We start from the raw sequence: 12,750 nt of genomic DNA, 5'->3' as shown, positions 1-12,750 counted from the left end.
TGTCTCCTTCAGGTAACTATTCCGCCAATACCCACTCCTGATCGCGGACGACTACCATTACCAGATCTTTCTTGCTCAGTCCATTGTGATCCTCTGGGGAAAAATTGAAAACGCCGCTTTGCCCCACAAATCCGGTAAGATTTTCGAGGTAGTCTCTTATCTTTGCCCTATCAGGCCCGACGGCCTTAAGAGCAGAAATGGCAAGCTGGATGGCATCCCAGGCATGGCCGCCGAAAGAAGAAACCGGCTCGTTGTACCTTCTACGGTATTCGTTCCAGTAATCCATAATAACCTGCTTCTGGGGATGAGAATCGGGAAGCAGATCGCCCACAACGACGGCAGAAATGGGGAAGAAAACACCGTTGGCGGCATCACCCAGGAGTTCCAGGTTTTTTCTGCTTCCGAATCCATGGCTTTGATAAAGAGGAATTGAAGTCATACCCAGATCTCTCCAGGTCTTTACGGCAAGGATCTGAGTGGGGCCTATGGACCAGTTAACAATGGCATCAGGCTCAAGAGACCTGACTTTGGTGAATTGAGCCGTGAGATCCGTATCCTTGGGACCGTATCTTTCATCGGCAACGATCTCAAGCCCATACTGCTCTGCATATCGAAGCAACTCTTCCCGCCCGCTTGCTCCAAAGCCCGTTGACACCGAAAGAATTGCGATCTTCTTGTAGCCCTTGCTTTTCATGTGTTCGTAAATTCGTTCCACAGCATGACTGTCCGATGGAGCCGTCTTGAAAATCCAGCGCCGCTCTTCAACAGGGGTAACAATTTTGTAGCTTGCCGCACAGGAAATAAGAGGAACCTGCTCCTTTTCCGCAATGGGCGCAACGGCAAGGCTCTCACCGCTTCTGGTCGGGCCTATAATTACGGAAACACCGTCTTTCTTGATTAACCGCTTTACCGCAAGCGTCGCTTTGGTTGCATCGCTTTCGTCATCGTAGACTATGAGTTCAACCCTGTGGCCGTTTATACCACCCGACGCATTGATTTGATCAACAACCATTTCAGCAGTCTTCTTCTCAGGCTCTCCCAGAAAGGACGCAACCCCGGTCACCGAGAAGACGGCACCGATTTTGTAAGCCTCTTCTGCACAAAGCCCAATCGGTAGCCGACAATAGAAAAGAAAAAGGGTTACAACAATTCCTACAAAAACACTTGCCACCAGAGATTTTCTGTTGTACTTCTCCGCTCGCATGGTGCACCTCCTTGTTAATAAAGTTTCACAAAACGAAAAGCCGTGGGTTTTTAGCCCACGGCTTTTACGATTTAACTTCGGCCGCGGGCAGCCCTTACGGGGTCTGCCCGACAGCCGCCTTCGGGCAGACCCCTAACTAAAAAAGTAAAAGCAAAAACCGGAAAAAGGAGTTTTCATGATGTGAACGCTCCCTTTTGTGACTCCACGCAGACAGTTGATCATATAGCGAAAGCCTCGTATAAGAATCAAGAGAAAATCCACTCCTGTCGCAATTTTGCATCTTCTGTTACGGTATGCGGCCCTTGTGCACAAAAGTAAGAGCCGAAAAGTTTACGGGTTGTCTTCTCGGGCTCGCCCTTGGAGATGCCCTTGGTGCGCCTTTTGAAGGTAGATACACGGTAAGAGGCGGCGAGATCGAGAAGATTGCCAGCAGTCTTGAGCTTTTGCGTTATACCGATGATACCCACATGGCGATAGGGGTAGCCGAGTCTCTAATCGCATGCCGGGGCCTGGACGGCGAACACATGGCAAAAACCTTTGTACGAAACTTTCGGAAGGAGCCCTGGCGAGGCTACGGTCCCGGACCCCCGGAGGTCTTCCGGAGAATAGAATCCGGAATACCCTGGTATTCGGCCGCCGAGGAGGTCTTTCCCGGAGGATCCTACGGCAACGGCGCGGCAATGCGCATCGCCCCGGTGGGCTTGTTTTACCACAGGAACCCTGAAAAAATAAGAGAAGCCGCCTATCTCTGTAGCCGCATCACCCATACGCACCCCCTTGCGAAAGACGGTGCCGTCGTAATTGCTGCAGCCGTAGCCTTTGCCGTAGTTTACGGATCGGAGGGGCGGAGGAGCGATCTTTTAGATTATCTGAGCGCCTTCTCGCTTCCGGAAGTATATCGAAGCAAGCTGGGGAAAATCCCCGAACTTGCACTGAGGGGGGACAGGCGGGAGGTGGTTCGGGAACTGGGCAATGGAGTAGAAGCCTTTAATTCTGTGCCCACGGCAGTATATTGCTTTTTGACTGGAGACTCTTTTGAAAAGACCGTAACCGGGGCAATAAGCCTCGGAGGGGATTGCGATACCATTGCTGCCATGGCGGGGGCCATTGCAGGGGCCTGGTGGGGCATAGAGGCAATTCCCTCGAGATGGCTGGAAAAACTGGAGAACGCAGAATACATTAAATCGCTGGCTCGGAAAATCTACAAACTGACCGTGGATTAGGCGGGATTTTTATTAGTATTTTCGTCGGAAAAATATGGAGTATAATGTTAAAGATAACTTCTTCTAAGGAGTACGAAGTCGGTCATGAAAAGAATAGCTCTTTTATGCTTTTTCGTCCTGATCCTGTCGCCTCTTTTTGACGGCGCAGTAGCACTGGAAAGAGCCGATGAAGAAAAACTGGGGCGGGAAATAGTTCAAAAGGTTGAAGAGCGCTATGGCTTTTTTACCGATCCCGATGTGGTCATGTATGTGAGGCGTGTTGGAGATAGAATCGTTTCGGCAATCGATGATCCCTCCTACAGGTATCAATTCTATGTGGTCAACCAGGAGGTACCCAATGCCTTCACGATACCCGGTGGACATGTGTTCATAAACAAGGGGTTGATAAAAATTCTCGACGGCGAAGGAGAGCTTGCATCCATACTGGCTCATGAGATCGCCCATGCCCAGGCTCGCCACATCCACCGCCAGCTGGAACTCCAGAAGGCCGTGGCCGTAACGACTCTTGCGGCGGGTATAGTGAGTGCTCTCCTGGGAAGTGATCCCAGCTTATCTCAGGCCGTTGCTATTGGGGGAGCTGCCGGATCTGAGACCCTGGCATTGGCCTACAGTCGTGACCACGAAAGGGAAGCGGACCAGATCGGTACCAGATATCTGATAAAGGCCGGCTACGGCCCCGAGGATGCCGTCAGAGCCTTAAAGAGGCTGGCGGATCGAACGTGGGGAGGGAATCCCGGCGTTCCGGATTATCTCAAAACCCATCCCGGCGTGTTTGAGCGTATAGACCGATTAAGCTTGATGACAGCCGATTATGGCCCGGGAACGCAGAGCCCGGAAAAAGGGGACACCGAGTTTTATTTCGTAAAAGCCCTGGTATATGCCCGATCGGGGGATTTAACCGGCCTGGAGTCCCTGATAAACCGATGGGAGAAGCAAGGTATAGACAACTGTATTATTGAATTCGCCAGGGCACTTTACTTTAACGGCCGGAGTGACTACTCGGCGGCAGTTGAGAAGGCAACGAGGGCTCGAGATCTGTGCGGGCTTAACAGTTATACGGCGGCAGTACTCGCCGATTCCTATTTCAAGATGGGGAAGTCTTCGGAGGCCGAAAAGGTCCTGATGAGGGCAGTTCTCGCAGACGGTGCCGATCCCGGACTGCATTATCGCCTGGCGATCGTATCCCAGGAGCGTGGCGATTATTCCGAAGCTCTGAAACACCTGAAGGCAATCTCTCCGGAGGACAGGCTTTTCTTCAGAGACTATGACTACCGGCTCGGAACAGTGCTGGGGGTGCTGGGGCGCCTCGGCGAGGCTCATGAAGCACTGGGAGACTATTATAAAAGGGAAGGCGACTTCAGGCTCGCAAAATTTCATTACCGGAAAGCCGTGGAACATACTGCCGACCCGGTAAAAAAGAAGGAGATCATGAAAAAGATGGGTTCGGGAAGGGTCGAAGACCCTTCCAGACCGTAGGTGTGAGCCCTGCTTTTACTAATCCAGGGGCAGGGGCAACCCGCCGGTTTCTTTCTGGTATGCGTGGGCCATCCTGAGAAGCAAATCCTCCCTGAAGTAGGGCGCCAGCAGCTGGAATGCTATGGGAAGCCCTCCGGAACTCATAGAGCAGGGGACCGAAATACCCGGAATTCCCGCAAGGCTTGCCGGCAGGGTGAATACATCGGTAAGGTACATTGCCAGCGGGTTATCGACCTTTTCGCCGATGCGGAAAGGAAGGGTGGGGCTTACGGGCGTAAAGAGCACATCACACTGCTCAAAGGCCTTTAAGAAGTCCTGCTGTATAAGGCGCCTTACCTGGGAAGCTTTTCCGTAGTAGGCTTCATAATACCCGGCCGATAGAACATAAGTCCCGAGCATTATGCGACGTTTTACTTCCTTTCCGAAGCCAACAGCCCTTGTCTTAAGATACATCTCCATGAGGTCGGGAAAATCCGTCTGAGCTCGGAAACCGTACTTTACGCCGTCGTATCTGGCCAGATTGGAGCTCGCTTCTGCCGGGGCGATTATGTAATAAGCCGCAACGCCGTAGTCGGTATGAGGTAGAGAAACATCTACGAACTCCGCTCCCAGCTTTTTCAAAACATCCATGGCCTTTTCAATGGCACCGGAAATTTCGCCGTTAATTTCGTATGAAAAATACTCCCTGGGAATGCCAACACGGCAGGGGAAGGGGGACTGTTCCAGAAGATCGACATAGGAATGAACGGGTTCGGGCACAGATGTGCTGTCCAGCGGGTCGTGTCCCGCAATAATTTGCAACATTAAAGCGGCGTCTTTTGCCGTGCGCGTTATCGGACCGGCCTGGTCGAAGGAAGATGCAAACTCTATTAAACCGTAGCGGGATACCCTTCCGTAGGTGGGCTTCAGACCCACAACCCCGCAAAAGGCGGCCGGAAGACGGATTGATCCTCCCGTATCGGTCCCCAGGGCTGCGGGAACCATACCTGATGCAACGGCTACGGCAGACCCTCCGCTCGACCCCCCGGGTACCCGATCGGTGTCCCAGGGATTGCGTGAAGGCCCGTAAGCCGAATGCTCCGTGCTTGACCCCATGGCAAACTCGTCCATGTTCGTCTTTCCGACGATCACGGCGCCGGCTTCCCTGAGCCGGGAAACACAGGTAGCATTGAAGGGCGGGCAAAAGTTTTCGAGTATTTTACTTCCACAGGTTGTGCGCACCTTTTGAGTACACAGGCAATCCTTTACGGCCACCGGAACTCCGCCTAAAGGGAGCTTCTTCAAAAGCTCTGGATTCTTATCCAGTTTCTCGGCTTCTTCTATGGAGGATTCTTCCAGGACGGTTATAAAGGCGTTGAGAAGACCGTTCATTTCCCTTATCCGCTCGAGACTGGCCTTAACGACCTCCGTTGCCGTCACCTCACCCTTCAGGATGTGTCGTCTGAGCTCGTGAATATCCCACCTTAAAACACTGCCACTACCTCGACTCATAGTACGACTCCTCGACTCAGATTACCCGCGATACTATGAAGAACACGCCGTCGGTCCTCGGCGCATTGGCCAGGGCATCTTCTCGCTTCAGGGGATTACCGTATTCGTCTTCACGATAAACGTTCGAACGCTCCAGAGGATGATGAAGTGGCTCAACTCCTTCCGTTGAGATCTCATTAAGCTTTTCCACGTAGTCCAGTATTGTACCGAGTTCACTCACCATTGAACCTTCTTCGTCCTTATCGAGAGAGATCCTGGCAAGCCTGGCGATGTTTCTCACCTCTTCTACGGTAATTTTTGCTCTATCCATCTTGCAATCTCCGGTTTCTTCTCATCTTCGAACAACTCCACTTGCATCGATCCGTGGAAGAAATGGAGCACCTTTTCTATACCTCTTACGGGCAACTTGCACAATAGCTCATGAGTAATTTCATGAACCCGGGATTCCTCCTGTATTCTCTCCTGCTCTGAGGCATAAAAGCTCTGAAGAAATCTCGCAAACCTGACAACATGAATCAGTTCGTGAGTTACCACGTAGATGAGAAAGGGAAAAAGTTCCAGTTCCGGTTCAGACTGAATCGTTCTCAGTATCACGTGGTCCTGAATGCATATCTTGTAATATTCTCCCCATTCTCTAACCCTGGTTCGAAGAGAGGGGGGTTGTGCGTATCTGAGAATCTGGGCGTAGGCCAGGTCGGTAATCTCTTCAGGAGACAGGTCTCTAAGGCTTTTTATATCATAGCGATAGCGCTTCCACTGAGCCGTGGATATTTTAAAGCGATCACCTACGACGTCCTCGGATATTTCCACGGCAAGCTCAAGCATCTTTATCTCCTCAGGGTTGAAAGGACGCTCGGGTAGTGAGACCATTGTTCCTGCCGTTTTGATTATGCCGGTTGAGTTGTTTTGTCACTCCGGTTAAATCGTCTAAAATTATCAGGAAGTATCGGGAACTGGCAACTTGAGACCACGGAAAGTTTTATGCAAAGCCTTAATCATAGATTGGTTTCCGTAGCCTTTCTTGCCTTCGCAAACGGGACTCTGCCGGAGCTTTCCTATGCATTCTTCATGGCGAGCATTCCGGATCAGATAGAGCGGATAGGGAGAAAGAAGGTTTTAAGGCACCGGGGATGGAGCCATGATCTTGCCCTGTGGGCTTTTCTTCTCGCATTATTTACATGGCCCGGTCTGGTTCCACCCTTGCTCTTTGCACTCAAAGGCGAAGGACTTCTCAGGTTCCGCACATGGGTGCTTATCTATCCCGGGTTTATCCATGTCATCATGGACGCACTGACACCAAAGGGCATCCCTGTGCTCGGCAAATTCCGACTTCGCATTCCGCTCTTCAGCTACGGAAAGTGGAAGGAATACATTTTCTCATGGGTGTGCCTGGGGGCTTCAATGATGGTTCACGCATCGACGATAGTGAAATCGTTAACTCTGCTGCTGAAGCGTATCTTTATTTTGTAGCGAAGTAGCAAACATAAAGCGCCGTACAGGGCTTCGTCGATGAGATCGAAAATTTCCTTGCACAGCCCACCGTGATTCATCTTCGAGCCGAACAGGTAAGAACGGAGGTCGTCAATCCTGGGATCGACGCTTCCCAGTTTGGGAAGTACCCGCTCCTGGGAAAGAAACCTTTCGTAGATCAGCAACCTCCGGGCTTTTGTTGAAAATTCGTCGACCCGACTAGCCAGAAGATCGATCAGATCCTTCCATACAGGCTCATTATGCAAAGTTCTGCGGCGAGTTAGTGCCAGAACCTCCAGGGCGCGTTCCAGAAAGGTTACAAGGGTGAGCATCATGGAATACTCCAGCCCTCTGATGCCTCTTTTCCATCCGAGCAGCCAGGGTTTTCTCCAGAACCACAATAAATTGCGAATTCCGAGGTCTATAAGCTCTTCCAGTTGTCTTCTAATTGCCTGAACTTTTTTCACAATTTCGGGTGATGGAAAGGGTGGGTGGGGCAATTCCGGTGGTGCTTTTGCAGATATTTTGCTTTTTTCCTGCCATTTTCTGTAAGCATGGTCGATTATCCGACGGAGGAGCCGTCTTCCTTCGACATCCCCCGGAGTCTCCAGGTGTGGATAGGATAGAAAAAAAGACCCTTCCCCCAGTTCATACTCCATTATGGCCGGTTTACCGTACAGGTACTTTTCCGGATTTAAGTTAATTCCGTAGGAGTCTTCAAGAGACCTGATGTTAAGTGTCCTGACATCGTCGTAGGGTATGTCCGATACCCAGAATCCAGGAGAGGTTTTTTCGTACAGGGCGATACTGGTAAGGCCGGTAACATTGTCGGGCTCAACCTGAGAGGGCCACCATATTGACACGATTACCCTTTCTGGAAGACCATCCCACACGGGGTGATCTGCATTTTTTTTTATCACCACAGGCCCGCTGGCACTGGGAATGCGGCGCTCCATGGGCAGTCGTTTGACGGGTACTATATTGAGAGTCCTTTTGCCGGACAGCACAAGCCCCACACCGCCGCAAAAACCTATGTAAACGCCGCCATTCCCCACAAATTCTATTATTCGTTCCCTTCCCGGACGGCCCAGAAGTGCCACCTTTTGAGACGCCCAGCCACCCGGCATGAGAAGCACGGGGAAGTGAGACAATATCCCGCCGTGCACCTGGGCCGTTCTAACCACGCAAAAGGGGATATCCATCTCACAGAGCGCATCGTACAGAAACATACCCCAGAGAAAAGACTGATCCCAGAATAGGGCCACCCGATGCATAGGCTAATCGTCTCCGTTTTCGGGAAGTAATCCTGCCATCTTTATCAGGGCCGCACCGCCCTGAACATTTCTTGCTTTTCTACCGAGGTGATGGGAAATCTGTCTCAGAGCTTCGTAGGACCTCAGGCCGGAGTTGCAAAAGACCATAAGGTTTTCAACTTCGGGAACTTCAGCCAGCCTGTCAAGAAGCTCTTCCTGCGGTATGTTGATCCATCTTTCTCCGAACCTTTCAACGAAGGGTCGGGCGTTGACAGGCGACCTCACGTCCAGCACCCGAACCCTATCGCCGGAATCCTCGCCCAGAAAAACCTCGATAAACTCATCGGGGTCTATGGTGTCGTTAAGTCCTTCGATTATGTTTTCCGCGGTATTCGCGGCGGCGTTTACTATATCCATTGCCGAAGCAAAGGGAGGTGCGTAGGCTATCTCAAGGTTTGACAGGTGGTTCAATGTTCCACCAAGCTGTAGCAGAGCGGCAATCGAGTTGATTCTTCCCACCACGGCATCGCCGTTTTTGCCGATTCCCTGAGCTCCCAGGATACGGCGGGTCTTTCGGTCGGCTATTAATGCCATGTACATTAATCCCTGAGTCGGATAAAAGTGGGCGCGGTCCGACTGAACCACATAGGCTCTAACGGGATCAAATCCTTCTTTAAGGGCCTGTTCGTAGGTTATCCCGGTTGTTGCAAGGCCGAGATCGAAGACCTTAAGGCAAAAACTCCCCACAACCCCTTCAAAAGTTGCGTACCCGCCGGCGATGTTCGTTCCGATTACCCGGCCCTGGCGGTTTGCGAGAGAGCCCATGGGAATGTGAACATACCTGCCGGTTACCAGGTGAGGTACCTCGATGCAGTCGCCGCCGGCATAAATAAAGGGATCGGATGTCTGGAGCCTTTCGTTTACGGCAATTGCACCTTTTGGAGTGGTCATAAGACCCGCCTTAACGGCAAGTTCTCCTCTGGGATTTACCCCGACCGCCTGAATGACTATATCAGCAGAAAGCGTTCTTCTGCCGGTTTTAACCCTGAAGGTTCCGTTTTCTTCCCTTATTTCCTCAACCGTTTCTCCCGTGTAAACCGATACCCCCTTTTCCTCCATGTGCTTCTGCACAATTCTGGCGAGAGGCGGCTCCAGAAAAGCAGGCAGCAGGGTAGGGAGTATCTCAACAACCGATACCTCTACGCCCCACATATCGGCCAGCGCTTCAGCCATTTCACAACCAATAGGACCGCCACCTATGACCACGGCAGTGCCGACTTCCCCCCGTGAAAGCTTTTCTCTTATAGCCACGGCGTCGTGAAGGTTGGATACCGTGAAGACATCGGGATGATCCGATCCGGGAATTGGAAGCCTCCTTGGAGTTGCTCCCGTTGCCAGCACGAGATAATCATAGGGAATCTTTTCCACTTTTCCGGTGTTAAGATCTTCCACCACGACCTCTTTCGTTTCCCTCAGGATTTCCGTAGCCCGAGTTCTCGTCCGCACCTCAACACCCTTCACATTGCGGAAGAACTTTGGATCTCTGAGCATGTGAAAACTCGTGCTCATCAGCTCCTTAACATCGCTCACATCCCCCGAAACGAAAAAGGGGATGCCGCACCCTCCATAAGATATAAACTCATCCTGATCGATCATAAGAACATGGGCATTCGGGTCCAGACGCTTCACCCGACACGCTACCTTTGGCCCGACGGCTACCGCCCCTATTATGACGACCCTTCTGGAAACCTGCCTCTTCTTCATACACAGTCCTCCCGAGGAATTTTACTGATTGCCGAAACCGTTAATCCTGCCGCAGTCCGGGCAGGTCCAGGTAATCCCATTGCAGGTCATACCCCAAAGGTTTTCTTCCATGCATTCAGAACAAATCATGAAACCGCAGGGACACCACCAGCAAAAAGGAAACTCTCTTCCACAGGCACAACATACATAACGCTCTGGTTTCCTGCTTCTTCTGCTTCTGTCAGGACGAGACATTTCCCGCCTTTCACATCTCCCTAAAAGGCCTGGTTATCATGCCGTTTTCCATAGACAATAATCTTTTTAATGCCACTGCCAAAAGTTATCAATTGACGCAGTCCACATTTGTTCAAAATGTCCTGGTCAACTGTCCTGTCAGTAACGAAATAACATATAGCGGGATCTCTGAGAACTGAACCATGACCAACCAACACAAAGCGATCTCCACGGCTCCAGTACCAGCCGATCCTGGGGTCGTCCGACGCGACAAGGCAGGTCTGGTTCATAGCCTGAGAGTTCAACCACCCGGACACGTCAATTGTGAGTGAGCTGGTTTTCTCGATCCTTCTTTCTGCATGCAAGACAGCTTCAACCACTACTAAAAGGAAGATTACGGCGACTACGGAGATGGTGAGCCTTTTTTTCAGAGAAAGATTGTCTAGTTGCCCGGTGACCCTCCTCTGAATGCTGTAAAAACCCAAACCCGTGAAGACGAACAGAAGCGCGGCCAGAGGAAAAACATACCTGTAAGACAGAAAGTTACGGAAAAGAAGGTTCCCGTAGCCAGGAAGAAAGCAAAGGGCCAGAAACATGAGTAAAAAAAATTTATGCTTACATTTTCCGAGGTCCTTCAGCCCTGCGAAAATCGCAAGAAAAAAGGGTAAGTGTACTACTTTAACGCAGGTTTCGAGATAGCCAAGAAAATAGATAACGGGAATGTAATGCCTGGCTATGTCGGAAAAATTGGGATGCCAGATTGAATTGGGAAGCTCCTGACCGAGAACGGTCAGCATTCTATAGACACTGCGGTAGTTTTCCAGAAACTCGCCTCCCAGAAAAGCTCTTAACCCATTCCGGAGTTCCTGTAACCTTAAATATTGCTCCCACCCACTCAGGTAGCCCAGTAACACAAGCCCCTGCAAAACGGCAATTCCCAGAGCCAGGCAAACCAAAAACCTTCTCCTGTGAAGTGTTGCCGTTACTCCCGCAAAAATCCACGCAACAATGAGCACGGCGTATTCAATTCTTAGTGCCGCTGCGAACAGGAAACAGATAAGAGCCGTCAGGTAGTGCCCCGTTTTCCCCGAATCGATGCTCGCCAGCGTCCAGAAAATGCCCGTTAAGCCCAACAGCAAGGCCAGGTGATCCCTTATGATCCAGGTTGAGGTCTCATTAAAGATGGGCGCAAGGATAAAGGCCGCAGAACCGTAGAGGGCAGCGCCGGATCCGACGACCCTTTTTATGATACCGTAGAGCGGAATGACGCACAGGGCTGAGGGCAAAAGAGATAAAATTCTCCCTGCAAGCAACCAGTTCCCAGCTATGGAGTGAACAAGGCTTATCAGGTATGGGAAAAGAGGGTATGGGAAGAATTCAAGAGCCCGTTTAAAGTCTCCTTCGGAGATAAATTTCGCACTTATGAGATAAAGAGCACCGTCGGGATTAATTACAGGAGCTTTGCAGGTCAAAAAAATTTTCAAAAGAACCGACGCTGTCGTAAGGCAGATGAGGACTATCCGTTCGTTGGGTCTCAAAGTCGTTAATTTCACCTTACGAAGATCTCCTCAAAGAGAGCAATCAACTTTCTTACGTGAGCATCCAGGGAAAATTTTTTTGCCTTTTCGGCAGCCGCAAGACTCATGGTCTTCCAGGTTTTTGAATCCATTTCGAGTATTTCCAGAATCCTTACGGCAAGTTCTGCCTCATTCGAGGGTTCGTAAAGATGTAGCCCCTCATACCCATGCTCCACTATCTCACAGGCGCCGGCTTGAGAAGATATTATCACAGGAGTCCCCGAGGCCATGGATTCGAGGCAAACATTGCTGAACGTTTCGTACAGGCTTGGAATCACCACTACATGAGCGCGACGGTACAGATCACCGGGTTTCCTTACATATCCCGCAATTTTTACGCGATCTCTGAGGCGAAAGGGAATTTTCAAATCCCCCGGTTTAATCCCCACCAGTGTACAGGTAAAAGGTCTCGATGAAATAAGGTCCAGTGCGCTGAGAAGCCTGTTCACGCCTTTGTTGTAGGAATTGTTACCCACGAAAAGAATATTCCTCACTGCCTGATCGGCTCTGCGGTCATTCTCGGGCGGATGGAATTCGTAAAAATCAACACCTGGATGTATTACGTGAACCTTATCGGGCATTATCGAAAAACCGTAGAAAGTCTCCAGCTGCCTTTTCAGCAGGGCCGATGGGAGTGCAAAATGCGCATTTTTTGCCGTGAACATGCGCTTTTCCAGATACAGTATCGTCTGATGACGCGGAAGAAGACTCAGGAGAGCCGCCTCAGGGTTACCATATCTGAAGTATAGCCACGGTTTGTGGAGTGGGTCATTGGTACAGAAAACATGGAATTCTTTTATACGAGCCCCTGTGTAGATGATGGCGTCGTTGAGCTTTTCTGCTCTGATCTTCAGAGGAACCATGTAAAAAAAGGCAAGGTTTCGCGCTATCGAGCCCCTGAAGGGCATTCTGATGCGAAGATGCTTTAAGCCCGGAAGAGGGTCACAGCGCTCTCCGACGAAGACGACGTCCATTCCCCTGCGGATCAGCCGTCCGGCAACAGTTGCGAAATATCGCTCTGCTCCTCCATAGCCAAACCCACAATATCGCCTTACGAGGACGACCCGCATCCGCAATCC

At 50.9% G+C, this 12,750-nt stretch carries 11 protein-coding genes; 3 read left to right on the top strand and 8 right to left on the bottom strand.

The features are described 5' to 3' along the window. Positions 1-16: 16 nt before the first annotated feature. Positions 17-1,204 carry an ABC transporter substrate-binding protein gene (locus BM091_RS12135; protein WP_093396118.1) on the bottom strand — a complete coding sequence of 396 codons (1,188 nt, stop codon included), beginning with the start codon at positions 1,202-1,204 and terminating at the stop codon, positions 17-19. Between the two features lie 302 nt (positions 1,205-1,506). On the opposite strand from BM091_RS12135, the gene BM091_RS12130 reads away from it, so the two are divergent. Continuing rightward, positions 1,507-2,427, top strand: a complete 921-nt coding sequence (locus BM091_RS12130; protein ID WP_177193643.1) for an ADP-ribosylglycohydrolase family protein — start codon at positions 1,507-1,509, stop codon at positions 2,425-2,427. 84 nt (positions 2,428-2,511) lie between these two features. Then, complete coding sequence (locus BM091_RS12125) at positions 2,512-3,903, top strand: beta-barrel assembly-enhancing protease (protein WP_093396115.1); 1,392 nt, start codon at positions 2,512-2,514, stop codon at positions 3,901-3,903. 18 nt (positions 3,904-3,921) lie between these two features. On the opposite strand, the gene gatA is transcribed toward BM091_RS12125, so the two are convergent. The 3 genes from gatA to BM091_RS12110 are packed head-to-tail and all read right to left on the bottom strand — an operon-like array spanning position 3,922 to position 6,219. Beyond that, on the bottom strand, positions 3,922-5,394 hold the full coding sequence (gatA, locus tag BM091_RS12120) for an Asp-tRNA(Asn)/Glu-tRNA(Gln) amidotransferase subunit GatA (protein WP_093396113.1): 1,473 nt from the start codon (positions 5,392-5,394) through the stop codon (positions 3,922-3,924). A gap of 16 nt (positions 5,395-5,410) precedes the next feature. Further along, entirely contained in the window at positions 5,411-5,704 is a 294-nt protein-coding gene (gatC, locus tag BM091_RS12115) for an Asp-tRNA(Asn)/Glu-tRNA(Gln) amidotransferase subunit GatC (protein ID WP_093396112.1), read from the bottom strand. Then, positions 5,680-6,219, bottom strand: coding sequence for a hypothetical protein (locus BM091_RS12110; protein WP_093396110.1), 540 nt, complete (start codon positions 6,217-6,219; stop codon positions 5,680-5,682). The genes gatC and BM091_RS12110 overlap by 25 nt, the downstream gene beginning before the upstream one ends. Positions 6,220-6,375: 156 nt before the next feature. On the opposite strand from BM091_RS12110, the gene BM091_RS13760 reads away from it, so the two are divergent. Continuing rightward, the gene (locus tag BM091_RS13760) at positions 6,376-6,864 is read left to right on the top strand and encodes a metal-dependent hydrolase (RefSeq protein WP_143083146.1); all 489 of its coding nucleotides are present in this window, start codon (positions 6,376-6,378) and stop codon (positions 6,862-6,864) included. Here the strand turns inward: BM091_RS13760 and BM091_RS12105 are convergent. From BM091_RS12105 to BM091_RS12085, 4 genes are all read right to left on the bottom strand, one after another. Then, on the bottom strand, positions 6,804-8,138 hold the full coding sequence (locus BM091_RS12105; RefSeq protein WP_093396109.1) for a hypothetical protein: 1,335 nt from the start codon (positions 8,136-8,138) through the stop codon (positions 6,804-6,806). The genes BM091_RS13760 and BM091_RS12105 overlap by 61 nt on opposite strands. Positions 8,139-8,141: 3 nt before the next feature. Further along, on the bottom strand, positions 8,142-9,881 hold the full coding sequence (locus BM091_RS12100) for an FAD-dependent oxidoreductase (RefSeq protein WP_093396107.1): 1,740 nt from the start codon (positions 9,879-9,881) through the stop codon (positions 8,142-8,144). A gap of 254 nt (positions 9,882-10,135) precedes the next feature. After that, positions 10,136-11,647, bottom strand: a complete 1,512-nt coding sequence (locus BM091_RS12090; RefSeq protein ID WP_093396104.1) for a glycosyltransferase family 39 protein — start codon at positions 11,645-11,647, stop codon at positions 10,136-10,138. Then, complete coding sequence (locus BM091_RS12085; RefSeq protein WP_093396103.1) at positions 11,644-12,741, bottom strand: glycosyltransferase family 4 protein; 1,098 nt, start codon at positions 12,739-12,741, stop codon at positions 11,644-11,646. The genes BM091_RS12090 and BM091_RS12085 overlap by 4 nt, the downstream gene beginning before the upstream one ends. Positions 12,742-12,750: the final 9 nt, after the last annotated feature.

The organism is Thermodesulforhabdus norvegica (assembly GCF_900114975.1).
Classification (GTDB): Bacteria; Desulfobacterota; Syntrophobacteria; order Syntrophobacterales; family Thermodesulforhabdaceae; genus Thermodesulforhabdus; species Thermodesulforhabdus norvegica.
Note: the sequence above shows the minus strand (reverse complement) of the source record. Positions and strands in the feature narration are given on the sequence as shown.